We start from the raw sequence: 26,333 nt of genomic DNA, 5'->3' as shown, positions 1-26,333 counted from the left end.
TACCGCAGGATTTTAGGCGGCGTGCTCTTTCCATTCAGATCCATCACGGATCATTGCGTTTAGGCGTACCAGCAAAACACGCATACACGCGATGAGTGCCACTTTGGCGCATTTTCCTTTCTCGCGCAGCGCCTTATATCGCGCGGCAAACTCAGGCTGAAACCGGATCACTGACCAACAGGCCATATACAGTGAGCGCCTCGCGGCGAACCTGCCGCCGCTGATATGACGCTTGCCTTTGTGCTTGCCGCTATCGTCGTTGTAGGGCGCAGTGCCGCTCAATGCTGCAATCTGATGTCTACCCACCTCGCCTAGCTCCGGAAGATAGGACATCAAGCTGGCCGCTGTAACAAGTCCTATGCCTTTGACTGAGCACAGAAGGGCTACTTTTTTACGATCCAGACGTTCTGTACTTTGGCGGATCAGGCTTTCCAGCTCCTTCAGCACTTTTTGCAAATAGTCGATATGACTCTGCAGCGCAGGCTTGACCACGTCAGAGGAGGCCGTTTTAAGCCGCCGTTTGTCGTCATCTCTTTGCTGAACAAAGTGCTCTCGCTGTTGGACTAGGGCGCGCAAATCATCCTGCTCGGCGCTGGTAACCCGGCTATCGGGCGATTTGATGACCGCTGCGAACTGCGCAAGAAGGCGTGCATCTATCGGATCGGTTTTGGCTTGTTGCCCCATAGCCCGGGCAAAGCTTTTGGCTCGGCAAGGGTTGATCCGTATGACTTCAAAGCCCGCAGCTTGAAGCGCTTTCATGACTTTGCGCTCGTAACCGCCAGTGGCCTCCAGCAACACTCGACCCACGCGATGCAGGGTTAGCCATCCAATTAACCCAGGAAAATCACTCTGCGAATTGGAACAACTCATCGCTACATCCAGTTGATCAACCCGAATCTCGAGGCTACCGCTGGAGACATCAATACCTGCTGGATAGGAAAACATAGCCAAATCCTCTTACACTCAAGGTGAGAGCGCTCTGGCTTGGCCCACGCTTGTAACTGTTCGAGGTGGGCTCGTTCAACTGTTCGGGCTCAATGACCAGAGTGGAGAGGTGAGTGACAGCATGGGCTCCCACACGTGCTTTAAGCACTTCGGGCATTCAGCTTGTCACTCACCGCTCTCACCTTCAGTTTAAGCCTGGTTCAAGACACAAGCGGGCTTGCTCGCGAAGGCGGTGGATCAGTTACCTATGTATTGGCTGACACTCCGCATTCGCGAGCAAGCCCGCTCCCACATTTTTGACCGCACTCCGACTGAAGAATGTAAAAAGCCCGCCACCGATTGCTCGGTGGCGGGCTTTTTTGTGGCGGCGAGGCTTAGATCGCGCCGCGCTGACGCAACAACTCCAGCACTTGCTTGACGCTGTCTTCCAGCGACAGGGCCTGGGTGTCGATGACCAGATCGGCATTCAACGGCACGTCATACGGGAACGACTCGCCAGGGATGTTATCCCCGCCCGCCGCGTACAAGCCTTGCGGGTCACGCTCGGCGCACACCAGCGGTGACGCTTGCACGTAGACCGTCAGCAGACGGTCGCCGCCGATCAGCGCCTTGGCCTGTTCACGGCCTTCGGCATCCGGTGCCACAAACGCGGCCAGGGTCAGCAGGCCCGCTTCGTTGAACTGACGCGCCACGTGAGCGGCACGACGCCAGTTCTCGGTGCGCCCGGCACGGTCCTGCGGCAAGCCCTTGTTCAGGTCGTGACGCAGGTTCTGGCCGTCCAGTACAAACACCGCACGGCCCATGTCGAACAGCTTGCGCTCAACCGCGTAGGCCAAGGTGCTCTTGCCTGCGCCGGACAGGCCGCTGAACAACACGGTGGCCGGCTGCTGGCCGAAGCGCAGGGCACGCTCTTCGGTGGCCACGTGGGCCAGCTTGCCGTGCTGCGACGCGCTGCCGTGAGTGACTGGCGGTGCGATGATCATGCCCGCGGCCACAGTGCCGTTGGTCAAGCGGTCGATGACGATGAACGCACCGGTCGTGCGGTTGCTGTCGTAACCGTCCAGGGCGATGGCCGCGTCGAGGCTGACCTTGACCCGGCCAATCTCGTTCAACTGCAGCGAACTCGCCGGGCCTTCGGCCAGGGTGTTCACATCCACACGGTGCACGATGCTGGTGATGGAACCCGGCACGTAGCTGGTGGCGCGCTTGATGTCGTATTTCTTGCCCGGCAGCATCGGTTCTTCGGCCATCCACACCAGCATGGCGTCGAAAGCGTCGGTCACTTGCGGCACGTTGTCGGCATGTACCAGCAGGTCGCCACGGGAGATATCGATCTCGTCTTCCATGGTCAGCGTCACCGCTTGACCAGGGCCGGCGTGTTCCAGCTCACCTTCAAAGGTGACGATGGATTTGACGCGGCTGCTCTTGCCCGACGGCAACACCACGACTTCGTCGCCCTTGTGCACGATGCCGCTGGCCAGGGTGCCGGCGAAACCACGGAAGTTCAGGTTCGGCCGGTTGACGTACTGCACCGGGAAACGCAGGTCGGTGTAGTTGCGGTCGTTGGCGATCTCGACGGTTTCGAGGATCTCCATCAGCGACTGCCCGGTGTACCAGGGCGAACGCTCGCTCTTGTTGACCACGTTATCGCCCTTGAGCGCCGACATCGGCACGAAGGCCATGGTGCTCGGCTTGAAGGCGATGCCATCGGCAAACTTCAGGTAATCGGCCTTGATCGACTCGAATACGCTTTGGTCAAAGCCATTGATGTCCATCTTGTTGACGGCGATCACGATGTGCTTGATGCCCAGCAACGAGGCGATATAGCTATGGCGACGGGTCTGGGTCTGCACGCCGTAGCGGGCGTCGATCAGGATGATCGCCAAGTCACAGGTGGACGCACCGGTGGCCATGTTGCGGGTGTACTGCTCATGGCCGGGGGTGTCGGCGATGATGAATTTGCGCTTGGCGGTAGAGAAGTAGCGGTAGGCGACATCAATGGTGATGCCTTGCTCACGCTCAGCCTGCAGGCCGTCGACCAGCAACGCCAGGTCGACGTCGTCACCGGTGGTGCCGGACTTCTTCGAATCGCGGGTGATGGCTTCCAGGTGATCTTCGTAGATCATCTTGGAGTCGTGCAGCAGGCGCCCGATCAGGGTGCTCTTGCCGTCGTCGACGTTGCCGCAGGTCAGGAAGCGCAACATTTCCTTGCGCTCGTGCTGGCCCAGGTAAGCGAGGATGTCCTCGCTGATCAAATCAGATTGATGCGACATGACAGCCCCTTAGAAATAGCCTTGACGTTTTTTATCTTCCATCGAGCCTGCGCCATCGTGGTCGATGACACGGCCCTGGCGCTCGGAAGTTCGCGTCAGGAGCATTTCCTGAATGATGTCCGTCAGCGTCTCGGCTTCGGATTCCACCGCGCCCGTCAACGGGTAGCAGCCAAGGGTACGGAAACGGACTTTCTTTTTGACGATTCGGGCTTTGTCTTCGTCGGACAGGTGCTCGAGGATGCGGTCGTCGTCGATCATGATCAACGTGCCGTTCTTCTCGATCACGTCGCGCTCGGCGGCGAAGTACAGCGGTACGATCGGGATGCCTTCCAGGTAGATGTACTGCCAGATGTCCAGCTCGGTCCAGTTGGACAGCGGGAACACGCGGATGGACTCGCCCTTGTTGACGTTGCCGTTGTAGACGTTCCACAGCTCCGGGCGCTGGTTTTTCGGGTCCCAGCGGTGCTTGCTGTCGCGGAACGAGTACACGCGCTCTTTGGCACGGGATTTCTCTTCATCGCGACGGGCACCGCCGAACGCTGCGTCGAAACCATGCTTGTCCAGGGCCTGCTTGAGGCCTTCGGTCTTCATGATGTCGGTGTGCTTGGCGCTGCCGTGGGTGAACGGGTTGATGCCCTGCGCCACGCCATCCGGGTTGATGTGGGTGATCAGGTCCAGGCCAAGCTCTTCGACCATTTTGTCGCGGAACGTGTACATTTCCTGGAATTTCCAGCGGGTGTCGACGTGCATCACTGGGAATGGCAGTTTGCCCGGGAAGAAGGCCTTGCGTGCCAGGTGCAGCATCACGGCGGAGTCTTTACCGATCGAGTAGAGCATCACCGGGTTGTCGAACTCGGCGGCGACCTCGCGGATGATGTGGATGCTTTCCGCCTCCAGCTGTTTCAGATGCGTCAGTTTGTCGACCATGGTTACTCACGGAAAAACGATCTTGTGGACGGCCAGCGGGCCGTGTTCGAGCGGGGCATGCTAGCACAGCACCTGCTTCTATTCAGGGCGCCAGCTAGATCGAAACGGTATATGAATATGCCCCATAGTTTGGCTTGGAATGCGGCCAAGTGTGGGAGCTGGCTTGCCTGCGATGCGGGCACCGCGGTCAGTCAGGTAAACCGCAGCGATGCTATCGCAGGCCCGCCAGCTCCCACATTTGTTTAGCGGCATTCTTCAGATCGGATTGGGGCAATCGATGAAGAGATGTTCCAACGCGAAGCGCCGCGCCAGGTAATCGCCCAGCGCCTGTACACCATAGCGCTCAGTCGCATGGTGGCCCGCGGCGATGAAGCTGATGTCGTTTTCGCGGGCGCTGTGGAAGGTTTGTTCCGAGGCCTCGCCGCTCAGGAACAGATCGACGCCGACAGCAATCGCGTTGTCGATATAGCCCTGGCCACCACCGGTGCACCAGCCGACGCGGCGGATCATTTCGCTGCCTTCGATCAACAGCGGCTCGCGCCCCATGACTTCTTGCACCCGGCGGGCAAAGTCGCGGGCCGACAGGGGCTCGGCAAGGGAGCCGACCAGGCCGACGACTTTGGGGTTGTTCGGGTCCAGTGGGCCTTCGACGGTGATGTCGAGCTGACGCGCCAACTGCACGTTGTTGCCGACGTCGGGGTGCAGGTCCAGTGGCAGGTGGTAGGCCAACAGGCTGATATCGTGCTTGAGCAGCGTCTTCAAGCGGCGCTGTTTCATGCCGGTGATACAAGGGTTTTCGCCTTTCCAGAAATAGCCGTGATGCACCAGGATCAGGTCGGCTTGGGCTTCGACCGCCGCGTCCAGCAGGGCTTGGCTTGCGGTCACGCCGCTGACGATGCGCATCACCTGCGGGCGGCCCTCGACCTGGAGGCCATTGGGGCAATAATCGGCAATTTTTGCGCTGCCGAGGTAGCGGTCTGCTTCCTCGACGAGGGTGGTAAGGGGGACGGCCATAAAAGACTCCTAAATATCCCGTTCGAAGGCGCTCGCAGCCTCGTATAATGCGCGACATTATGGGCGCTCTCCCGCCCCCTGCAACCTGTCAGGACTTACTTGATGCTCAAGGCGCTGCGTTTTTTTGGATGGCCATTGTTGGCTGGCGTGCTGATCGCGATGCTGATTATTCAGCGTTTCCCCGAGCTGGTGGGTCTACCCAGCCTTGATGTGAACCTGCAACAGGCGCCGCAAACCAACGCGGTTGTGCAAGGTCCGGTGACTTATGCCGATGCGGTGGTTATTGCCGCCCCTGCCGTGGTTAACCTGTACACCACCAAGGTCATCAACAAACCGGCGCATCCACTGTTTGAAGACCCACAGTTCCGCCGCTATTTCGGTGACAACGGGCCCAAGCAACGCCGCATGGAATCCAGCCTGGGTTCCGGGGTGATCATGAGCCCGGAAGGCTACATCCTCACCAACAACCACGTGACCACCGGCGCCGACCAGATCGTCGTGGCCCTGCGTGACGGCCGTGAAACCCTGGCGCGCGTGGTGGGCAGCGACCCGGAAACCGACCTCGCGGTCCTGAAGATCGATTTGAAAAGCCTGCCCTCCATCACCCTCGGCCGTTCCGACGGCTTGCGGGTAGGTGACGTGGCGCTGGCCATCGGCAACCCGTTCGGGGTGGGCCAGACCGTGACCATGGGCATTATCAGCGCCACCGGGCGAAACCAGTTGGGGCTTAACAGCTACGAAGACTTCATCCAGACCGACGCCGCGATCAACCCGGGCAACTCCGGCGGTGCACTGGTGGATGCCAATGGCAACCTGACCGGCATCAACACGGCGATTTTCTCCAAGTCTGGCGGTTCACAGGGCATCGGGTTTGCGATCCCGGTGAAGCTGGCGATGGAAGTGATGAAGTCAATCATCGAACACGGCCAAGTGATTCGCGGGTGGTTGGGCATTGAAGTACAGCCGTTGACCAAGGAACTGGCCGAGTCGTTTGGCTTGACCGGGCGCCCAGGCATCGTGGTCGCGGGGATCTTCCGCGATGGCCCGGCGCAGAAAGCCGGCCTGCAGCTGGGCGATGTGATCCTCAGCATCAACGGCGAACCGGCAGGCGATGGCCGCAAGTCGATGAACCAGGTCGCGCGGATCAAACCGACCGACAAGGTGGCGATCCAGGTGATGCGCAACGGCAAAGAGATCAAGCTGCTGGCAGAAATAGGCCTGCGCCCACCGCCCGCGCCGGTTAAAGAAGAGGAATAAGCCGACTCATCCGGGTGTCCGTTCGCGGGCACCTGTAAGCTTATGTTTCAAAGCAATCCATTCTCATTGGTCATGTTATATTGTTTCAATATCGCTATTGGAACGCTCTATCATGCCGTCTCGAAAAATCGTGCCCTTGGCTGGCCTGGCCTTAGGCTTGCTGCTCGACCCCGCTTTCGCTGAAGAAAACACCCTGGAACTCGACACCATCAGTGTCACCACCGACGCCTATGAATCCGCCACCGGCCCGGTCAAAGGCTACCGCGCCACCCGCTCCGCCAGCGCGACAAAAACCGACACTGCCATTCGTGACATCCCACAATCCATCAGTGTGATTCCCGCCACAGTGCTCAAGGACCTGGGCAGTAACAACGTGGAACGCGCCTTGGAATTCGCCGGCGGCGTGTCCAAGCAAAACAACTTCGGCGGCCTCACCCTCTACGAATACAGCGTGCGCGGCTTCACCACGTCAGAGTTCTACCAGGACGGCTTCAGCGCCAATCGCGGCTACCCGAGCACACCGGATACGGCCAATATCGAACGCATTGAAGTGCTCAAGGGTCCCGCCGCCAGCCTGTATGGGCGTGGCGACCCCGGCGGCACAGTGAATATCGTCACCAAGAAGCCCCAACCGGAAGCCTTCACCACCGTGCAAACCAGCGCCGGCAGTTGGGACCGCTACCGCACCGCCGTGGATGTGAACACCCCGCTGGACAGCGAAGCCAACGTGCTATCGCGGGTCAACCTGGCCGTGGAAGACAACCACAGCTTCCGCGATCACGTGCAGAGCAAGCGGGTATTCGTCGCGCCCTCGTTCAGTTGGCAACTGGACCCGGACACGAGCTTGCTGGTGGAAAGCGAATTCGTCCGCCACAGCTCTACCTTCGACCGCGGCATCGTCGACGCCAGTGGCGTATCACGCTCCACCTTCCTCGGCGAGCCCAACGATGGCGACATCGACAACCACAACAACCGCATCCAGGCCACGCTGGAACATCACCTCAGCGATGCCTGGAAACTGCGCCTGGCCAGCCACTACAAACAAGGCAGCCTGTGGGGCGACGCTTCGGAAAACCGCACACTGAATCCCGACGGCCACACTATCAACCGCCGCTATCGCGAACGCTCCATGGGTTGGCACGACAGCATTACCCAGCTTGAACTGCGTGGGTTGTTCGACATTGGCAGCTGGCAGCATGAGCTGCTGGTCGGCACTGAATACGAGGACTACCGCAAGAAGGAGCGCGTGACGGCTATCGGCGGCAGCGACTATGCCATCGATATCTATAACCCGGTCTACGGCAAGACCAAACCCAACGGCGTGCGCTCCGGCACCGACTTCTTCGAACAGACCAAAAGCCAGGCATTGAACCTGCAAGATCAGATCATCTTCACCGATCGCTTGCGCGGTATGGTTGGCGCGCGCTTCGAGCATTTCGAACAAAGCACCGACGACTTCACACGCAATCACGCCAAGAGCCGGCAAACCCACGACGCATTTACCCAACGCGCTGGCCTGCTCTACCAGCTAACGCCCGAAGTCGGCGTGTTCGCCAACGCCTCTACTTCGTTCAAACCCAACAGCGGCCTGGATGCCAACGGCAGAACCTTCAAGCCGGAAGAAGGCGTGGGTTATGAAGTGGGGATCAAGAGCGAGCTGTTCGACGACCGCCTCAGCGCCACCCTTGCCGCGTTCCATATCGAAAAGGAAAACGTGCTGGCCCTGGACCCTGCCACCAACCTGAATCGCGCCATGGGCAAAGCGCGCAGCCAGGGCCTTGACCTGCAACTGACCGGGCAGGTGACCGATGCCGTACGCGTGATCGGCGCCTTTGCCTACATCGACGCCGAAGTCACCAAGGGCGACAAAGCCATTCCAGCCGGCAGCCGGATTCTCGGCGTGGCCAAGCGCAGCGGCAGTTTGTTGGGGGTGTATGAGTTTCAGGATGGCGCGTTGCGGGGTTCGGACCTTGGTGCGGCGTTCACTTATGTAGGGGATCGCTCTGGTGAGGCAGGTACGCGTTTCGAGCTACCCGCCTACCACACCGTCGATTTGCTGGCCCATTACAAGGCTACGAAGAACGTCACCGTGGGCTTGAACCTCAACAACTTGTTTGATGAAAAGTACTACGAGCGGTCCTACAGCAGCTATTGGATCAACCCCGGTGAACCGCGCAATCTCACGGTTAGCCTGACCCTTAACCTGTAAACACGATAAAAATGTGGGAGCGGGCTTGCCCGCGATGAGGGCGTGTCAGTCAATACATTCGTTGACAGATACACCGTTATCGCGGGCAAGCCCGCTCCCACATTTGGAGCGTGTAAGGCTCAGTTACAGCGCAACCGGCGCGCGTTCGCACAAGGTATTCAGCGCCGCCGCCCACCGCGGATCATCATTCAAGCACGGTACCAGCACCAACTCCTCGCCCCCGGCCTCGCGGAACTGCTCCAGCCCGCGATCGCCGATCTCTTCCAGCGTCTCGATGCAATCGGCGACAAACGCCGGGCACATCACCAGCAGCTTTTTCACACCTTGCTGGGCCAAGGCTTCCAGGCGCGCTTCGGTGTAGGGTTCGATCCACTTCGCCCGGCCCAGGCGCGATTGGAAGGCCACCGACCATTTGCCCTCCGGCAAGCCCAGCCGTTCGGCGAAATCGCGGGCGACGCTGAAGCATTGCGCGCGGTAGCACGTCTTCAGCACCTCAGCCGATGCGTTCTTGCAGCAATCGGCGTCCTTGAAGCAATGCTGGCCCGTCGGGTCGAGCTTGGTCAGATGGCGCTCAGGCAGGCCGTGGAAACTCAGCAGCAGGTGATCGTAATCCTGCTCCACATAGGAGCGGACGCTCGCCGCGAGAGCATCAAGGTATTCCGGCTGATCGTAGAACGGCGGCAAGATCGAGAATTGCACGTCCAACTTTTTATCGCGCACAACCCGCTTGGCCTCTTCAATCACCGTGGTCACGGTGCTGTCGGCAAACTGCGGATACAACGGCGCCAAGGTCACTTTGCGGATGCCTTGGGCGGCGAGGCGCGTCAGCACCGTTTCAATGGACGGCTCGCCGTAGCGCATCGCCAACTCCACCGGCCCTTGGGTCCACTGCGTGGTCATCTGCTGTTGCAGACGGCGGCTGAGCACCACCAGCGGCGAGCCCTCGTCCCACCAGATGGAGGCGTAGGCGTGCGCCGACTGCTCGGGGCGCTTGATCAGGATCAGCGACACCAGCAAGCGCCGCACCGGCCACGGCAGGTCGATCACGTAAGGGTCCATCAGGAACTGATTGAGGTAGCTGCGCACATCGGCCACCGAAGTGGACTTTGGCGAGCCCAGATTGACCAGTAACAACGCGTGATCCGTCATGCAACATCCTATCTCTAGAGGCGGCTGGACAAGTCGTCCAAAGCCGCGCGCAACTCAGTGAACTGGAAAGTGAAACCAGCGGCCAGTAACCGTTCGGGCACCGCCTTCTGCCCACCCAGCAACAGGCCGGACAACTCGCCCAGGCCCACCTTCAACGCAAAGGCCGGCATCGGCATGAACGCCGGGCGGTGCAGCACCTGGCCCAGGGTTTTCGCAAATTCGCGATTGCGCACCGGGTGTGGCGCGCAGGCATTATAAGGACCGCTCGCGTCAGGCTTGTGCAGAAGAAAATCAATCAGGGCGATTTGATCCTTTATATGGACCCACGGCATCCACTGCCGACCATTACCGATAGGCCCGCCCAGCGCCAGTTTGAACGGCAGCAACAGCCGCGACAAAAAGCCGCCCTCAGCCGCCAGCACCAGCCCGGTACGTACCAGCACTACGCGAATGCCCAAGGCTTCAGCGCGCTGGGCGGTTTCTTCCCAGGCGATGCACAGCTGGCTGGGGAAATCGTCCTGCACCGGGCCGCTGGCTTCGGTCAATTCGCGTTCACCGCCATCGCCATACCAGCCCACCGCCGAACCGGAAATCAACACCGCTGGTTTTTGCGCCAGGCCTTCAAGCCACGCCAGCAAGGTTTCGGTGAGGCTGATACGACTGCTCCACAGCAACGCCTTGCGCTTGTGGGTCCAGGGGCGATCGGCGATGGCGGCGCCGGCGAGATTAATGACCGCATCCACCGGGCCGATAACCTCTTGCAGGCGACCAACCCCAGACACTTGGTCGCCACATAACTTGGCGACCTGGTCCGGATGACGACTCCACACGGTCAGGCGATGGCCCTGTGCAAGCCAGTGTTGGCAGAGTTGGCGGCCGATCAGGCCAGTACCGCCGGTCAGCAAAATATGCATGGGACGCTCCTCATGTAACGTTCGCCGCCGATCACTGGTCTATTTTATAAGCAGGGATCAATTTGAACGGGCGTAACGTTGGATTAAGCCTCTGGTTTAACCATAGGTCACGCCGTAAGAACAGGTAAGCCAAAACTTATACCAAAAAACAATATTGTACAGCTATTGGTGTCGGCGTAGTCTGTACCCAACGGTAAAATGAGGCCTCCCATGACTGTTCCCATCGCGATCATCGGCACCGGCATTGCCGGTCTCTCCGCCGCCCGAGCGTTACAAGACGCGGGGCACGTTGTGCAACTCTTCGATAAAAGCCGCGGCAGCGGTGGCCGCATGTCCAGCAAGCGCAGCGATGCCGGTGCCCTGGACATGGGTGCGCAGTACTTCACCGCCCGCGACCGGCGCTTCGTCAACGAAGTCCAGCGCTGGCAAAGTAACGGTTGGGCCGAGCAATGGAAGCCCCAGCTGTACAACTTCAAGTCCGGCCAACTCACACCCTCCCCCGATGAACAGATCCGCTGGGTCGGCACACCCCGCATGAGCGCGATCACCCGCGCGCTGCTCGACGACCTGCCGGTGGAGTTTGGTTGCCGCATCACCGAAGTGTTCCAGGGCAAACAACACTGGAACCTGTTAGACGCCGACGGCGAGAACCACGGCCCGTTCAGCCACGTGATCATCGCCACCCCGGCTCCGCAAGCCACCGCGCTGCTGGCCGCCGCTCCCAAGCTGGCGAGCGCCGCCGCCGGGGTGAAAATGGACCCGACCTGGGCCATCGCCCTGGCGTTCGACAAACCTCTGGATACGCCCATGGAAGGCTGCTTTGTACAAGACAGCCCCCTCGATTGGCTGGCGCGCAACCGCAGCAAACCAGGGCGCGACGCCACACTCGACACCTGGGTACTGCACGCCACCAGTGCCTGGAGCAAGACCCACCTGGACCTGTCCAAAGAGGACGTGATCGAGCACCTGCACGGTGCTTTCGCCGAACTGTTGCACAGTGCCATGCCCGCGCCGTCGTTCAGCCTGGCGCACCGCTGGCTCTACGCACGACCGTCCAGCAGCCACGAATTCGGCGTGCTGGCGGATGCAGACCTGGGCCTGTATGTGTGTGGCGACTGGTGCCTGTCGGGCCGCGTCGAGGGCGCATGGCTCAGCGGCCAGGAAGCCGCGCGACGCTTGATCGAACACCTGCAATGAACCGTATCAATCCCGCCAAATTGCTGCTGTCGAAGTGGACAGCAGCGCGCCCCCGAAACAAAGAAAAACACTTTCTGGTCACCGAGTTGTTTCGCGACGATGAGGGCACCGTACTGGAAATCGAACTGCAAGCCGTCATGACCCGGCGCAGCGAACGCCTGCCCTGGCAAACCCTGCAAGATATCGACGCCTGGAAAATTGGCTGGAAATAGACCGCACGCGAAACTTGTACAAATAATTTGACTTGTACAGCATCGAACCTATGATGAGATTTAGTTGTACAAGATTTAGATCTTGTACAGGAATCTTGCAGAGGGTTGGTTTATGTCCAGCACCACCAAACCGAAGATCGCCATCAGCGCCTGCCTGTTGGGCGAAAACGTGCGCTTCAACGGCGGCCATAAACAATCGCTGCTGTGCAGTCAGACCCTCGCTGACTATTTCGACTTTGTGCCGTTGTGCCCTGAAGTGGCGATCGGCCTGGGTATCCCCCGCGAACCGATCCGCCTGGTGGGCGACCCGGCCCATCCGGAAGCCGTCGGCACCGTTAATCGCGCACTGAACGTGACCCAACCGCTGGACGACTACGGCCAGCAAATGGCCGCGGAACACACCGACCTGTGTGGCTACATCTTTATGCAGAAGTCGCCGTCCTGTGGCCTGGAGCGGGTCAAGGTGTACCGCGACAACGGCACCCCGGTGGACGGCGGCGGGCGTGGCATCTACGCACAGGCATTTTGTGCACGCCACCCCGACCTGCCGGTGGAAGAAGACGGTCGGCTGAATGATCCCGTGCTGCGGGAAAATTTCCTGGCCCGTGTGTTCGTCTACGCCAGTTGGCAACAACTGCTGGCCGAAGGTCTGACCCGCCACCGTTTGCTGGCCTTCCATTCGCGCTATAAATACTTGTTGATGGCCCACAGCCCGGCGCATTACAAAAGCCTTGGGCACCTGCTGGGCAGCATGACCAAGGGCGCCAACCTCGACGAATTGGCCAGCTGTTACTTCAGCGACCTGATGACCGGCCTGAGCAAATGCGCGACCCGTGGCACCCACACCAATGTGTTGCAACACATCAGCGGCTACCTCAAGCAGGCCATCAGCGCCGATGACAAACAGGAAATGCAAACCGTCATCGGCCAATACCGCCACGGCATCGTACCGTTGGTGGTGCCGTTGACCCTGCTAAAGCACCACTTTCGCCAACACCCGGACCGCTACATCGCTCAGCAGGCCTACCTGCAACCGCACCCGGAAAACCTCAGCCTGCGAAATGCGATCTAGACCATGAGAGCTGCCCTGCTAGACGAACCCGGCGAAGACATCGCCCAAGCCCTCCAGGACGGCTGGCTGCCGATCCGCGAAGTGGCGCGCCAGACCGGCGTCAATGCCGTGACCCTTCGCGCCTGGGAGCGCCGCTACGGCCTGATCGTGCCCCAGCGCACGCCCAAGGGCCACCGGCTGTTCAGCGCCGAGCATGTGCAACGCATCCACACCATTCTCACCTGGCTCAATCGTGGCGTGCCGGTCAGCCAAGTCAAAGGCCTGATCGACTCCGCCCAGGCCAGTCCCGATGCCGTGGAAAATGAATGGCAAACCCTGCGCCAGAACCTGGTGCACGCCATCAGTGAATTGACCGAGCGCCGGGTCGACGACGCCTTCAACCAGGCCATGGCACTGTACCCGCCACGCACCTTGTGCGAGCAACTGCTGTTACCGCTGTTGCAGGAGCTGGAACAGCGTTGGCAAGGTCAATTCGGCGCGCAGATGGAACGGGTATTTTTCTTGTCCTGGCTGCGCAGCAAGTTTGGTGCGCGCATCTACCACAACAATCGCCAATTGCAGGGTGCGCCATTGCTGCTGGTCAACCAGTCCGCCCTGCCGCTGGAACCGCATTTGTGGCTCAGCGCCTGGCTGGCCAGCAGTGCCGACTGCCCGGTGGAAGTGTTCGATTGGCCACTGCCCGTCGGCGAGCTGGCCCTGGCGGTGGAACACCTGCGACCGCGCGCCGTGTTGCTGTATTCGAGCAAGGCGCTGCAGTTGTCGACGTTCGCGAAGCTGCTGGGCGGCATCAGTTGCCCTAAGTTGATCGTCGGACCAACGGTGTGCATCCACCAGGCGGAGTTGGCGGTATTAACCCATGACATCCCTGAGTTGCTCGTCGCCGAAGAGCCGTTGTCGGCCCATCAGCTACTGATCCAGCGTGGACTTCTTTAAATGCATCTGATCTGGCTGCGCACCGACTTGCGCCTACACGACAACACCGCCCTGACCGCCGCGAGCCAGCGGGGTCCGATGGCGGCCGTGTATCTGATTACACCCGAGCAGTGGCTGGCCCACGACGATGCGCCGTGCAAAGTGGATTTCTGGCTGCGCAACCTGCAGGCGCTTAGTAAAACGCTGGGCGAGTTGAACATTCCCCTGCTGATTCGCACCGCAGCCACCTGGGACCAGGCGCCCAGCGTGCTGAGCATGCTGTGCCGCGAACTCTCGGTGGAGTCGGTGCACGTCAACGAGGAATACGGCATTCATGAAAGCCGTCGCGATGCGGCAGTGTCCAAGGCATTGCAAGCGGCAGGCGTCACTTTCCACAGCTACCTGGATCAACTGTTCTTCCAGCCTGGCAGTGTGCTCACCAAGACCGGCACTTACTTTCAGGTCTACAGCCAGTTCCGCAAGGTCTGCTACACCCGCCTGCACAGCGCGTTACCGCAGATGGTGGCAGCGCCAAAGGCCCAGGCTGCGCTCAAGCTGAAAAGCGATCCCATCCCGAACACGGTCGAAGGTTTCGAGCCGCCCAGCGACACGCTGCGTGCCCTCTGGCCCGCCGGTGAAGACGAGGCCCGGCGCCGCCTCGACGCCTTCGCCGACCAGCAGATCAGCTACTACAAGGACGAGCGTGACTTCCCGGCCAAGCCCGGCACCAGCCAGCTCTCTGCCTACCTCGCTGCGGGGGTCATTTCGCCGCGCCAATGCCTGCACGCCGCGTTACAAACCAACGGTGGCGAGTTCGAGAGTGGCGACATGGGCGCCATCACCTGGATCAATGAATTGCTGTGGCGCGAGTTCTACAAGCACATCCTGGTGGGTTACCCACGGGTGTCGCGCCACCGTGCGTTCCGCCCCGAAACCGAAGCCGTGGCCTGGCGCAACGCGCCCAAGGATCTCGCCGCGTGGCAGGAGGCGCGCACCGGCCTGCCGATCATCGACGCCGCCATGCGACAACTGCTGGAGACCGGCTGGATGCACAACCGCCTGCGTATGGTCGTGGCGATGTTCCTGACCAAGAACCTGCTGATCGACTGGCGTGAAGGCGAGCGCTTCTTCATGCGTCACCTGATCGATGGCGACCTGGCCGCCAACAACGGCGGCTGGCAGTGGAGCTCATCCACCGGCACCGACTCGGCGCCGTACTTCCGGATTTTCAGCCCTCTGAGCCAGTCGGAAAAATTCGACAGCGAAGGCGTCTTTATCAAGCACTGGCTGCCGGAACTCGCCACGCTGAATAAAAAGGATGTGCACAACCCCGAAGCCGCCGGTGGTTTGTTCGGCGTGGCCGACTACCCACGCTCGATTGTCGACCTGAAGAAATCCCGCGAACGCGCCTTGGCCGCTTTCCGCAGCCTGCCCTCGCGACACGCCGCAGGGGGTGAATATGAGTGACTTCCTGCGACGCTTCGCCCAGGCCTTCGCCACGCTGGACAAGCACAACCTGCACCTGCTCGACAGCTTGTACAGCAAGGACATCGCCTTTACCGACCCGCTCCATGAAGTGCATGGGCTGCCCGCCCTGCACCGCTACTTCGGCGAGTTGTACAGCAACGTCAGCCAGCTACGCTTCGACTTCCACGGTTTCGACCAAGTGGCCGAAGGCGAAGGTTACCTGCGCTGGAAGATGAGTTTCAGCCACCCGCGCCTGGCCAACGGCAAGGTGATTCGCGTGGAAGGCTGCTCGCACTTGATGTGGCGTGACAAGGTGTACCGCCACCGTGACTATTTCGATGCCGGCGCCATGCTGTACGAACACGTGCCCGTGCTGGGCAGCGTCGTGAGTTGGCTGAAAAGGAGAGTGGGATGAACGCAGTACCGCCCCGTCGTTATTGGCTGACCGGCGCCAGCAGTGGTATCGGTGCCGCGCTCGCCGTGGAGTTGCTCAACAGCGGCGCCCACGTCGCACTCAGCTCCCGCACCAAGGGGCCTTTGGAAGCGCTCGCGCAACGTTACCCCGGCCAAGTGCTGGTGGTGGCCGGCGACCTGACCAACAGCCAGACCGTGCGCGAGATCGGCGAACACATCGGCGTGGTCTGGGGTTCCCTGGACACGGTGATCCTCAATGCCGGCACCTGTGAATATGTGGACGCCAAGCAGTTCGATTCATCGATCATCGAGCACGTGGTGCGCACCAACCTGCTGGCGAGCAGCTATTGCATCGAAGCAGCCCTGCCGCTTTTGCGGGCCGGGCACAGCCCCCACTTGGTGGGTGTCGCCAGCGCCGTGACGTATCTGCCGATGCCTCGCGCCGAAGCCTATGGCGCGTCCAAGGCCGGCTTGCGCTACCTGTTCGAAGCCCTGCGCATCAGCCTTTCGCCGGAAAACATCGACGTTACTGTGATCAGCCCAGGCTTTGTCGACACGCCGCTGACCGAACGCAACGACTTCCCCATGCCCCTCAGTTGGTCGGCGGACAAAGCCGCGCGGCACATCTTCGCCAAGCTGGAAAAACGCCCGCTGGAAATCGCCTTTCCTGCACTGTTTATCGCCACCCTCTGGCCACTGTCGAAACTCCCGAATCGCGCGCAGTTGATCATCGGTAAACGCATGTTGCGCAGCCCACCGCCGAAAAAGGACGACCTGTGAAGATCGCCATCATTGGCAGCGGCATCGCGGGACTGACCAGTGCTTACCTGCTCAGCCGCCAGCATGAAATTACGCTGTTCGAAGCGGGTGACCGTATTGGCGGGCATACCCACACGGTCAACGTGACCGTCGAGGGCAAAAGCTACGCGGTAGACACCGGCTTCATCGTGTTTAACGACTGGACCTACCCCAACTTCATCCGCCTGCTGGGGCAGATCGGCGTCACGTTCAAGCCCACCGAGATGAGCTTTTCGGTGTGCGATGAGGAGACGGGTTTGGAGTACAACGGCAACAACCTCAACAGCCTGTTTGCCCAGCGTCGCAATATCCTTTCGCCGGGCTTCTGGGGCATGTTGCGCGACATCTTGCGCTTCAATCGCCAGGCACCGCTGGACCTGCAAGACCAACGCATCAGCGCCGAAATGACCCTGGGTGACTATCTCAACGCCGGTCACTACGGCGAGCGGTTTATCCGGCACTACATCGTGCCCATGGGCGCGGCGATCTGGTCGATGTCCCTGGCCGACATGCTTGGCTTCCCGTTGCAGTTCTTTGTGCGCTTCTTCAAGAATCACGGCTTGCTCTCGGTGAGTAACCGCCCGCAATGGTGCGTGATCGAGGGAGGCTCCAGCCGTTATATCGAACCGCTGACCCGCAGCTTCCGCGAACAGATCCGCCTCAATTGCCCTGTGCATAACGTTGAGCGTACCGACGACGGCGTGGTTATCCACAGCCCGGCCGGCAGCGAGGCATTTGATCGGGTGGTCTTCGCCTGCCACAGCGACCAGGCCCTGGCACTGCTGGCCGATCCAAGCCCAGCCGAACAAGCGGTCCTCGGCGCCCTGCCTTATGCCGATAACGAAGTGGTGCTGCACACCGACACCCGCCTGCTGCCCGACCGCAAACTGGCCTGGGCCAGCTGGAATTATCGGCTGACCGGCAATAGGCAGGCGCCGGCGGCGGTGACTTATGACATGAACATCCTGCAAGGCATCGACAGCGCCACGACCTTTTGCGTGAGCCTGAACCAGACGTCGATGATCAACCCGCTGAAGGTGCTGGCCCGCTACACCTACGCCCATCCGCAATACAGCCTGGCAGCGGTCGCGGCCCAAGGCCGTTGGGAAGAAGTGTCTGGCGTGCGTAACACCTTCTATTGCGGTGCCTACTGGGCCAACGGTTTCCACGAAGACGGCGTGGTCAGCGCCTTGCGCGTGGCCCAAGCGTTTGGGGAAACCCTGTGAACAGCGCCCTGTACAGCGGCTGGATTGCCCATCGCCGATTTGCGCCCAAGGCCCACGCCTTTCGCTACCGCATCGGCCTGTTGTACCTGGATCTGAGCGAAGAACACGAAGTGCTAGGGCTGTCGCCCTTGGCCGGGCGCAGCTGGCTGGCGCCCTTTGGTTTTCGCCAACAGGATTACCTGCGTGAATTGACGCGTACCGGCATGAGCTTGAGCGATGCCGTGCGCCAGGAAGTCGGCAAGGCGCTGGGGCGTACGCCCCAGGGCGTTATCTGCCTACTGACCCAGGCCCGCAGTTGGGGCCTGGCTTTTAACCCTGTGAGTTTCTTCTACTGCTTCGAGGCCGACGGACGTCTGGCCGCGATCCTGTGTGAAGTGACCAACACCCCATGGCGCGAGCGCTATCACTACGTGCTGCCCGCCCAGGCCCTCGGCGCGGATGAACACCAGCACTTCGCCGTGGCCAAGGCCTTCCATGTGTCGCCGTTTTTGCCGCGCGACCTGGAATACCGCATGAGCTTCAGCCCACCCGCCGACAAACTCGGCGTGCACATGGCCGACTGGCAGGGCGAGTTGAAAGTGTTCGACGCCACCTTGAGCCTGCACAAGGAAACGCTGAACCGCACCAGTTTGCATCGATACCTATGGCGCTTCCCCTGGATGACTGCCAAGACTTGCTTGGCGATCTACTGGCAAGCCATGCGCCTGTTGCTCAAACGCACACCGATTTTTCCCCACCGGGCCGCCGATGGCGCCTCCCGCACCGCAGTCGGTTATTCCAAGGATCGCCGCCATGAAATCCCCTAACGTATCGGTCAAGGCCAACCGCCTGAACGTCAACGGCATGACCACCGCACTGTTGCGCAAAGGCGTGCTGCGCCAACTCAGCCAATTGCGCCATGGCCAATTGGTGGTGATCGAGGATGGCGAACGGCAAGTATTCGGCGCACGCGAAGCGCACTTGCTGGGGGAGATCCAGATCCTCGACCCCGCCGTGTGGGGCCTGGTGGCGGCCAACGGTTCTATTGGCGCTGGCGAGGCATTTATTCACGGTTACTGGAGCAGCCCGGACCTGACCGCCGTGGTGCGCGTGATGGTCAGCAACCTGGATGTGCTGGATGCGATGGAAGGCGGCCTGGCACGCTTGGCCCGGCCGTTCACCCAGGGCCTGCACTGGCTCAATCGCAACACACGCAAGGGTTCGCAAAAAAACATCGCCGCCCATTACGACCTCGGCAACGACCTGTTCGAAGAATTCCTCGACCCCACCATGATGTACTCGGCGGCGCAATTCCTGACCCCCGACGACACCCTGGAGCAAGCACAACTGAACAAGCTTGAGCGCATCTGCCAGAAGCTTGCGCTCAAACCCAGCGACCACCTGCTGGAAATCGGCACCGGCTGGGGCAGCATGGCGCTGTATGCGGCGCAGCATTACGGTTGCAAGGTCACCACCACGACCTTGTCCAAGGAACAGTTTGCCTACACCGAAAAACGCATCGAGGCCCTGGGGCTGCAAAGCCAGGTCACCCTGTTGCTGAAGGACTACCGCGACCTGACCGGCCAGTACGACAAGCTGGTGTCCATCGAGATGATCGAAGCAGTGGGCCATCGTTTTCTGCCGACCTACTTCAAACAGTGCGCGCACCTGCTCAAAAGTGACGGCCTGATGTTGCTGCAAGCCATCACCATTCGTGAGCAACGCTTTGAACAGGCCAAGCGCAGCGTGGATTTCATCCAGCGCTATATCTTCCCCGGCGGCGCTTTGCCCAGTGTGCAAAACATGCTGCACATCGTCAGCCGAGACACCGATATGAACCTGCTGCACATGGAGGATTTCGGCCTGCACTACGCGCGAACCTTGCGCCTGTGGCATGAGAATTTTCGCCGCGCCCATGGCCGCCTCGCCGAATTGGGCTACGACGAATACTTCCTGCGGCTGTGGGAGTTTTACCTGTGTTACTGCGAAGGAGGCTTTATGGAGCGCACCATTGGCACGGCGCAATTGCTGCTGGCCAAACCGTCAGCGATTAACCCGCCGCTGCTCGGACGCTTCAGTGCTTAAGACATTGGCCAATGCCGTGCTTTTTCAGTGCGGCTGGTTCGCCTGCGTGCTCGGCGGTGACAGCTTATGGTTACTGGTAGGGCTGGCTGTACTGGGCATTCATCTGCTGTGGATAAGTTCATGGGCCAGTGAGGGCAAGCTGATCCTCAGCGTTACAATCCTGGGCACACTACTGGATACCGCGTTGCGCGCGCTGGGGGTATTTCAGTTTACTGAGCCTGGCCCGCTGATTCCCCTCTGGCTAATCCTGCTATGGGCCCTGCTGGCCACCACATTGCGCCACTGCCTGGCCTGGAGCGCACGCCCCTGGTGGCGGGCGGCCGTGCTCGGTGCAGGGGGCGGGCCGCTCTCTTATTACGCCGGCAGCCAATTGGCGGGCGTGCAGTTTGGTTTTAGTGTGGCGCCCACCCTGATTGCGTTGGCGCTGCTGTGGGCCTTGGTTTTCGTGGGGTTACACCGTTTGGCGCGTTGACGTCCGTCAGCCGTTTCACATCTGCGTGACCCGCTTGCCTTACACTGCGCACCTATGACCAACATCCCCCACACCCAAATCGCTGAACCCGCCGTCACCTGCTCGACGTGCGCGGCCTGCTGCTGCCAGCTGGAAGTCATGCTGATTACCGACACCGGCGTGCCGGAGCGCTATATCGATACCGACGATTGGGGCGGCGAAGTGATGCTGCGCCTGGACGACGGCTGGTGCGCAGCGCTGGATCGGGACACGATGATGTGCACGATCTATGAGCGACGGCCGTTGATTTGCCGGGAGTTCGAGATGGGCGCTCCGGAGTGCTTGACCGAACGCGAAGGGATTGCGACGGCGTATCGCTGATCGTGAAATGAGTGGGGATCTAAATGTGGGAGCGGGCTTGCTCGCTCCCACAGGGGATATCTTCAGCGGCCTGAAGACTACAGCGGCATGGTGTAATGCAGCGAGTAGCTCTCTACCCCATCGTTATTGCTGCTGATCCCGGCGTTGGAATAGTGCGTGGCACGAATGCCCACTTCATGCCCACCGGTAAACCGCAGACCAAAACCCAGGCGGTCTTCGAACTGAAAGGCCTGGCCAATGTTGTTGTCTTCCAACTTGGTACGGGAGAACACCGCTACGCCGATCCCGGCTTCGATGTAGGGTTTGACCGACTGCCCGGCAAACTCATACACAAACACGGGCGAGAACGACAGGCTACTGGCGCCAGCGCGATCGTCACCTTCCCAGTAAGTGTAAGCGCCGCTCCAATAGCCCGTCAGGCGACCGGTATCGCTCTGCATCCAGCTCTTGTCCCAATCCGACGTCAACCCCAACCGATAGGTCAGCGTTGAATCACTGGTTGCCCCCAGACCAAACTCCAACCCGGCGGCTTGCGCCGAAAAAGAGTGCCCCATTACCGCGGCCGCAAGCGCAGCCAAACAGAGAAAACGCTTCATATGAAACATCCCTTCAAACGACGTTGTAAGATTTTATGTACAGGCTAACGTGCTATAGAAGTCGCCATTAATGCAGAAGTTCAGTCAAAAACCGTGATTTTTTCACGACTTTTTCACAAACTGAAATTACTCACATTTCCGGAAGATTTCCATAGTGTAGGTAGGATGTTTCTGAAATGTTGCAGATCGCCACTGGTCCAGAACTGTGCAGGTGCAGGTTCAGGGTCGCCGACGGCCAGAAGATCGCGCTCACTCAGTAAACGCTTGAGCTGGCGGGCCACGGCGGCACCGGTGTCGATAAGGATGATGCTGGGGGGCAGCATCTGCGCCAGGAGCGGCTTGAGGAAGGGATAGTGGGTGCAGCCGAGGATGATGGTGTCGCAACCGGCGCTGAGCAGCGGTTCGATGTAACCCTGCAATAACTGGCGCAGGGCGGGGCTGTTCAGGTCGCCGGTTTCAATCAGCTCCACCAGGCCCGGGCAGGGTTGGGTGATGACCCGAACATCAGTGGCGAAGCGGTCCAGCAGCGCAGCGAACTTGGCGCTTTGCAGCGTGCCGGTGGTGGCAAGCACACCGACCACGCCGCTGCGGGTGGCGGCGGCAGCAGGTTTGACAGCGGGCTCCATGCCCACCAGTGGCCAGTCGGGATAGTCCTGGCGCAAGTCGGCGACGGCCGCGACGGTCGCGGTGTTGCAGGCAATCACAAATGCCTTGGCGCCCTTGTCGCGGAGAAACGCCGCGACCTGCCGCGAGCGCTCACGAATAAACGCCGGGGTTTTCTCGCCATAGGGGATATGCCCGCAGTCGGCCACGTACAGCAGCGACTCATGGGGCAGCAATTGCTGGATTTCGGCCAGTACCGACAAGCCGCCAACACCGGAATCGAACACACCGATTGGCGCGCCCTTAACCATGTTGGGTCCCGCACACGCTGCAGCCAGGGTCACGCTTGACGCGTAGCTCGCGAAAACGCGTGGTCAAGGCATCGATAAGCAACAGGCGGCCTACCAAGGGTTCGCCGAAACCGGCCAGCAGCTTCAAGGCCTCCAGCGCCTGCAGGCTGCCCACCACCCCCACCAGCGGGCCGGCCACGCCGGCTTCGCTGCAGGTAAGTTCGGTGTCGCTGCCGTGCCCATATAAACAGTGGTAACACGGGCTTTCGGCGCGACGCGGGTCGAACACAGACAATTGGCCTTCAAGGCGAATCGCCGCGCCGCTGATCAATGGCTTTCCGGCGGCAACGCAAGCAGCGTTGACCGCCTCGCGCGTGGAGAAGTTGTCGCTGCAATCGAGCACAACATCGACCGCACCTACCGCGGCAGCCAAGGAGTCGGCATCCAGCGCCGTGCGGTGGGCAATCAGCTTGATTTCGGGGTTGATGGCGCTCAGGCGGCGCAGGGCTGAATCGACCTTGGTCTGCCCGACGCTGTCGGTGTCATGGATAATCTGGCGTTGCAGGTTGGTCAGGTCGACCGTGTCGAAGTCCGCCAGATGCAACTCGCCCACGCCCGCGGCCGCCAGGTACAGCGCAACGGGTGCGCCCAGGCCACCAAGCCCCACGATCAATGCACGGCCGTTTTTCAGGCGCAACTGGCCGTCGATGTCGACATGTTGCAACAGAATCTGTCGGCTATAGCGCAACAGCTCCTGATCGGTCAGCACGGCCGGCGTCCCAGCGTGATGCGCTCGTGTCCGCCGAGATCGATACGGCTGTGTACCTCTTCAAAGCCTTCACTCAGCAGCAGATCGCTCACAGCCGGGGCCTGGTCGTAACCGTGCTCCAGCAACAGCCGGCCACCGACGTTCAGGTGAGCGGGGGCTTCTTTGATGATCAAGCGCAGGTCGTCCAAGCCATCATGACCGGCCACCAATGCGCTGGCCGGCTCGAAGCGCACGTCACCGGCCACCAGGTGTGGATCATTGTCGGCAATATACGGCGGGTTACTGATGATCAGGTCATAGGTATGACCCTGCAACGCGCTGAACCAGTGGCTGTTCAGCACCGCTGCGTTATCGAGGTGCAGGCGCTGGCGATTGCGCTCGGCCAGGGCCACAGCTTCCAATACACGGTCGACAGCGGTGATCTGCCAGGCTGGGCGCTCGCTGGCCAGAGCTAACGCGATGGCCCCGCTGCCGGTCCCCAGGTCGAGGACCTTGGCGGGCGTGGCTGGCAACAATTCCAGGGCGGCTTCCACCAGCAGTTCGGTGTCCGGACGCGGGATCAGCGTGTGCGGCGCGACCTCCAGGTCCAGCTTCCAGAAACCTTGCTGGCCGAGGATATACGCCACCGGCTCACCGCCGCGACGGCGTTGCAGGTAGCCGGCAAAGGTCAACGCGTCTTCACTGCTGACAATTTTTTCCGGCCAGGTGTGCAGGTAGCTGCGGGACTTGCCCAGCGCAGCCGCCAGCAGCAATTCGGCATCCAGGCGCGCGGTGGGCGAGTCGGGCAGATCAGCGGCGCGCAGCAGGCTGGCAATGATGGTCATTTATTCACCTATCGCCGCTAATTGATCGGCCTGATACTCGGCGAGTAACGGCTCGATCACCGCGTCGACGCCACCCGCGAGAATTTCGTCAAGGGAATAAAGGGTGAGGTTAACCCGGTGGTCGGTGACCCGGCCCTGGGCAAAGTTGTAGGTACGGATACGCTCGGAACGGTCGCCCGAACCCACGAGCAACTTGCGCTCGCTGGCAATCGCGTTCGCGGCGGCGCTGGTCTGCTGGTCATTGAGCTTGGCCGACAGCCACGACATCGCCCGCGCACGGTTTTTATGCTGGGAACGCTCTTCCTGGCACTCAACCACGATACCCGACGGCAAGTGGGTGATACGGATCGCCGAATCAGTCTTGTTGACGTGCTGACCACCGGCGCCCGACGAGCGGTAAGTATCGACACGCAAGTCAGCCGGGTTGATCTCGATGGCTTCCTGCTCGTCCGGCTCAGGCAACACGGCGACGGTGCACGCCGAGGTGTGGATGCGGCCTTGGGATTCAGTCGCCGGAACGCGCTGCACGCGGTGTGCACCGGACTCAAACTTGAGCTTTCCGTAGACGTTATCGCCTTCAACCCGCGCGATGACTTCTTTATAGCCGCCGTGTTCACCTTCGTTCTCGGAGAGGATTTCGACCCGCCAGCCGCGACGCTCGGCATAACGCGAATACATGCGGAACAGGTCGCCGGAAAAGATCGCCGCCTCGTCACCGCCAGTGCCGGCACGGATTTCAAGGAACACGTTGCGCCCATCGTTCGGGTCCTTGGGCAGCAACATGCGCTGCAGGTCGACTTCCAGCTCGGCCAGCTTTTCCTTGGCCTCGCGGACCTCCTCCACGGCCATTTCACGCATGTCCGGGTCGCTGTCCTTGAGCAGCGCCTGGGCGCCTTCAAGATCGGCCTGCACTTTCAGCAAGTTTTTATAGGTGGCCACAACCGGCTCAACTTCGGCGTATTCCTTGGAATAGGCGCGGAACTTGGTCTGATCGGAAATGACCTCGCCATCGCCGAGCAAGGCGGTCAGTTCTTCGAAACGGTCCTGGAGCACGTCCAGTTTATTGAGCAGTGACGCTTTCATTGCGGTTTTTTATCCGAAGAGCTTTCTGACGCGCCCTCACCGAGGGCAAAGAGTTCCTGGGCCATGGCCAGCGCATCGAGGCGGCCTTCGGCAGTAAGCTTTTTTAATTGTACGCTGGGGGCGTGGAGCAACTTGTTGGTGAGGCCCCGGGCCAGTTGCATCAGCACCTCTTCAGCGCTGCTGCCATTGGCCAGCAAGCGCTGGGCTTTGACCAGCTCCTCGTCGCGCAGGCGTTCGCCTTGCTGACGATACGCCTTGAGCACATCCACCGCCGCCAATTCACGCAGGCGCACCATGAAATCTTCGGCGCCGGTGCTGACCATTTCCTCAGCAGCCTGGGCTGCACCCTGGCGGCTCTTGAGATTTTCGGCGACCACTTCGTGCAGATCGTCAACGCTATAGAGGTAAACGTCGTCCAACTCGCCGACTTCGGGTTCGATATCGCGGGGAACGGCGATATCCACCATAAAGATCGGTTTGTGCTTGCGCAGCTTCAATGCGCTTTCGACCGCGCCCTTGCCAAGGATCGGCAACTGGCTGGCGGTAGAGCTGATGACGATATCGCTGCGCACCAGTTCGGCCGGGATGTCAGACAGCAACACGGCATGCGCGCCGAACTGTTCGGCGAGGATGCTGGCGCGCTCAAGCGTGCGGTTGGCGACCACGATCCGCTTGACCCCCAGGTCATGCAGGTGACGGGCGACCAGGGTAATGGTCTCCCCCGCGCCGATCAACAAGGCCTGGCTGCGTTGCAAATCACTGAAAATCTGCTTGGCCAGGCTGACCGCAGCAAACGCCACGGACACCGGGTTTTCACCAATGGCGGTGTCGGTGCGTACCTGCTTGGCGGAATTGAACGTGGCCTGGAACAAGCGCCCCAGCAGCGGGCCGACGGTTCCTGCCTCGCGCGCTACGGCGTAGGCGGACTTCATCTGGCCGAGGATCTGCGGTTCACCCAACACCAGCGAATCGAGACCGGACGCCACACGCATCATGTGACGAACTGCCGCATCCTCTTCATGCACATAAGCGCAGGCACGCAGGTCATCGAGGCTCAAATGGTGAAAATCGGCCAGCCAGCGCAGCACTACATCCGCTGAAAGATGTTCCTGCTCTATATAAAGCTCGGTGCGATTGCAGGTTGAAAGGATCGCAGCTTCGCGACTGTCGGTGAGCCGGCAGAGCTGCTGCAAGGCCTCAACCAACTGCTCTGGCGTAAACGCCACGCGCTCGCGCACGTCTACGGAGGCAGTCTTGTGGTTAATACCGAGTGCGAGGAAGGCCAT

26 protein-coding genes are annotated in these 26,333 nt (G+C 60.7%); 14 read left to right on the top strand and 12 right to left on the bottom strand.

Annotation, left to right across the window (positions count from 1 at the left end; genetic code table 11):
• Positions 1-12: 12 nt before the first annotated feature.
• The 4 genes from HU722_RS05000 to HU722_RS04985 all read right to left on the bottom strand — a co-directional run bounded on the left by HU722_RS05000 (position 13) and on the right by HU722_RS04985 (position 5,159).
• The gene (locus HU722_RS05000; protein ID WP_065875287.1) at positions 13-945 is read right to left on the bottom strand and encodes an IS110 family transposase; all 933 of its coding nucleotides are present in this window, start codon (positions 943-945) and stop codon (positions 13-15) included.
• 374 nt (positions 946-1,319) lie between these two features.
• The gene (gene cysN / locus HU722_RS04995) at positions 1,320-3,218 is read right to left on the bottom strand and encodes a sulfate adenylyltransferase subunit CysN (RefSeq protein WP_065875177.1); all 1,899 of its coding nucleotides are present in this window, start codon (positions 3,216-3,218) and stop codon (positions 1,320-1,322) included.
• Positions 3,219-3,227: 9 nt separating this feature from the next.
• Positions 3,228-4,145 carry a sulfate adenylyltransferase subunit CysD gene (cysD, locus tag HU722_RS04990; RefSeq protein ID WP_065875178.1) on the bottom strand — a complete coding sequence of 306 codons (918 nt, stop codon included), beginning with the start codon at positions 4,143-4,145 and terminating at the stop codon, positions 3,228-3,230.
• Positions 4,146-4,400: 255 nt separating this feature from the next.
• Positions 4,401-5,159, bottom strand: a complete 759-nt coding sequence (locus tag HU722_RS04985) for a Nif3-like dinuclear metal center hexameric protein (RefSeq protein ID WP_065875179.1) — start codon at positions 5,157-5,159, stop codon at positions 4,401-4,403.
• A 102-nt stretch (positions 5,160-5,261) separates the two neighbouring features.
• On the opposite strand from HU722_RS04985, the gene algW reads away from it, so the two are divergent.
• Positions 5,262-6,416 (top strand): Do family serine endopeptidase AlgW, encoded by a 1,155-nt coding sequence (gene algW / locus HU722_RS04980; protein ID WP_065875180.1) that lies wholly within the window; start codon positions 5,262-5,264, stop codon positions 6,414-6,416.
• 112 nt (positions 6,417-6,528) lie between these two features.
• Positions 6,529-8,625 carry a TonB-dependent siderophore receptor gene (locus HU722_RS04975; RefSeq protein ID WP_065890554.1) on the top strand — a complete coding sequence of 699 codons (2,097 nt, stop codon included), beginning with the start codon at positions 6,529-6,531 and terminating at the stop codon, positions 8,623-8,625.
• Between the two features lie 123 nt (positions 8,626-8,748).
• Here HU722_RS04975 and hemH read toward each other — a convergent pair whose 3' ends face one another.
• Both hemH and HU722_RS04965 read right to left on the bottom strand, forming a co-directional pair.
• On the bottom strand, positions 8,749-9,774 hold the full coding sequence (gene hemH, locus HU722_RS04970; protein WP_065875182.1) for a ferrochelatase: 1,026 nt from the start codon (positions 9,772-9,774) through the stop codon (positions 8,749-8,751).
• Positions 9,775-9,788: 14 nt separating this feature from the next.
• Positions 9,789-10,688: a TIGR01777 family oxidoreductase gene (locus tag HU722_RS04965; RefSeq protein WP_065875183.1), complete on the bottom strand. Its 900-nt coding sequence runs from the start codon at positions 10,686-10,688 to the stop codon at positions 9,789-9,791.
• A gap of 210 nt (positions 10,689-10,898) precedes the next feature.
• Between HU722_RS04965 and HU722_RS04960 the strand changes: the two genes are divergently transcribed.
• From HU722_RS04960 to HU722_RS04905, 12 genes are all read left to right on the top strand, one after another.
• Positions 10,899-11,885 (top strand): NAD(P)/FAD-dependent oxidoreductase, encoded by a 987-nt coding sequence (locus HU722_RS04960; RefSeq protein ID WP_065890556.1) that lies wholly within the window; start codon positions 10,899-10,901, stop codon positions 11,883-11,885.
• On the top strand, positions 11,882-12,097 hold the full coding sequence (locus HU722_RS04955) for a TIGR02450 family Trp-rich protein (protein WP_049710090.1): 216 nt from the start codon (positions 11,882-11,884) through the stop codon (positions 12,095-12,097). Before HU722_RS04960 ends, HU722_RS04955 begins: the two co-directional genes overlap by 4 nt.
• Positions 12,098-12,209: 112 nt before the next feature.
• Positions 12,210-13,169 (top strand): YbgA family protein, encoded by a 960-nt coding sequence (locus HU722_RS04950; RefSeq protein ID WP_065875185.1) that lies wholly within the window; start codon positions 12,210-12,212, stop codon positions 13,167-13,169.
• Between the two features lie 3 nt (positions 13,170-13,172).
• On the top strand, positions 13,173-14,102 hold the full coding sequence (locus tag HU722_RS04945) for a MerR family transcriptional regulator (protein ID WP_065875186.1): 930 nt from the start codon (positions 13,173-13,175) through the stop codon (positions 14,100-14,102).
• Positions 14,103-15,548 carry a deoxyribodipyrimidine photo-lyase gene (gene phrB, locus HU722_RS04940; protein ID WP_065890558.1) on the top strand — a complete coding sequence of 482 codons (1,446 nt, stop codon included), beginning with the start codon at positions 14,103-14,105 and terminating at the stop codon, positions 15,546-15,548. It abuts the gene before it with no gap.
• A complete protein-coding gene (locus HU722_RS04935; RefSeq protein ID WP_065875188.1) occupies positions 15,541-15,963 on the top strand; it encodes a nuclear transport factor 2 family protein in 423 nt (140 codons plus the stop codon). The genes phrB and HU722_RS04935 overlap by 8 nt, the downstream gene beginning before the upstream one ends.
• The gene (locus HU722_RS04930; RefSeq protein WP_065890560.1) at positions 15,960-16,742 is read left to right on the top strand and encodes an SDR family NAD(P)-dependent oxidoreductase; all 783 of its coding nucleotides are present in this window, start codon (positions 15,960-15,962) and stop codon (positions 16,740-16,742) included. The genes HU722_RS04935 and HU722_RS04930 overlap by 4 nt, the downstream gene beginning before the upstream one ends.
• Positions 16,739-17,986 (top strand): NAD(P)/FAD-dependent oxidoreductase, encoded by a 1,248-nt coding sequence (locus HU722_RS04925; RefSeq protein WP_065890562.1) that lies wholly within the window; start codon positions 16,739-16,741, stop codon positions 17,984-17,986. Before HU722_RS04930 ends, HU722_RS04925 begins: the two co-directional genes overlap by 4 nt.
• Positions 17,983-18,792, top strand: a complete 810-nt coding sequence (locus tag HU722_RS04920) for a DUF1365 domain-containing protein (protein ID WP_065875191.1) — start codon at positions 17,983-17,985, stop codon at positions 18,790-18,792. Before HU722_RS04925 ends, HU722_RS04920 begins: the two co-directional genes overlap by 4 nt.
• Complete coding sequence (locus tag HU722_RS04915; protein ID WP_065879655.1) at positions 18,779-20,050, top strand: SAM-dependent methyltransferase; 1,272 nt, start codon at positions 18,779-18,781, stop codon at positions 20,048-20,050. The genes HU722_RS04920 and HU722_RS04915 overlap by 14 nt, the downstream gene beginning before the upstream one ends.
• Complete coding sequence (locus HU722_RS04910; RefSeq protein ID WP_065879656.1) at positions 20,043-20,522, top strand: DUF2878 domain-containing protein; 480 nt, start codon at positions 20,043-20,045, stop codon at positions 20,520-20,522. The genes HU722_RS04915 and HU722_RS04910 overlap by 8 nt, the downstream gene beginning before the upstream one ends.
• A 54-nt stretch (positions 20,523-20,576) precedes the next feature.
• Positions 20,577-20,882 (top strand): YkgJ family cysteine cluster protein, encoded by a 306-nt coding sequence (locus HU722_RS04905; RefSeq protein ID WP_065875194.1) that lies wholly within the window; start codon positions 20,577-20,579, stop codon positions 20,880-20,882.
• A gap of 77 nt (positions 20,883-20,959) precedes the next feature.
• Here HU722_RS04905 and HU722_RS04900 read toward each other — a convergent pair whose 3' ends face one another.
• The 6 genes from HU722_RS04900 to hemA all read right to left on the bottom strand — a co-directional run bounded on the left by HU722_RS04900 (position 20,960) and on the right by hemA (position 26,333).
• Positions 20,960-21,478 carry an acyloxyacyl hydrolase gene (locus HU722_RS04900; protein WP_065875195.1) on the bottom strand — a complete coding sequence of 173 codons (519 nt, stop codon included), beginning with the start codon at positions 21,476-21,478 and terminating at the stop codon, positions 20,960-20,962.
• 113 nt (positions 21,479-21,591) lie between these two features.
• Positions 21,592-22,392 (bottom strand): glutamate racemase, encoded by an 801-nt coding sequence (gene murI, locus HU722_RS04895; protein WP_065875196.1) that lies wholly within the window; start codon positions 22,390-22,392, stop codon positions 21,592-21,594.
• Complete coding sequence (locus HU722_RS04890) at positions 22,385-23,140, bottom strand: molybdopterin-synthase adenylyltransferase MoeB (protein WP_065875197.1); 756 nt, start codon at positions 23,138-23,140, stop codon at positions 22,385-22,387. The genes murI and HU722_RS04890 overlap by 8 nt, the downstream gene beginning before the upstream one ends.
• Positions 23,134-23,964, bottom strand: coding sequence for a peptide chain release factor N(5)-glutamine methyltransferase (prmC, locus tag HU722_RS04885; RefSeq protein WP_065890564.1), 831 nt, complete (start codon positions 23,962-23,964; stop codon positions 23,134-23,136). Before prmC ends, HU722_RS04890 begins: the two co-directional genes overlap by 7 nt.
• A complete protein-coding gene (gene prfA, locus HU722_RS04880) occupies positions 23,965-25,047 on the bottom strand; it encodes a peptide chain release factor 1 (protein WP_065879658.1) in 1,083 nt (360 codons plus the stop codon).
• The gene (gene hemA, locus HU722_RS04875; protein ID WP_065875200.1) at positions 25,044-26,333 is read right to left on the bottom strand and encodes a glutamyl-tRNA reductase; all 1,290 of its coding nucleotides are present in this window, start codon (positions 26,331-26,333) and stop codon (positions 25,044-25,046) included. The genes prfA and hemA overlap by 4 nt, the downstream gene beginning before the upstream one ends.

The organism is Pseudomonas tritici, from assembly GCF_014268275.3.
Lineage (GTDB): Bacteria > Pseudomonadota > Gammaproteobacteria > Pseudomonadales > Pseudomonadaceae > Aquipseudomonas > Aquipseudomonas tritici.
Note: the sequence above shows the minus strand (reverse complement) of the source record. Positions and strands in the feature narration are given on the sequence as shown.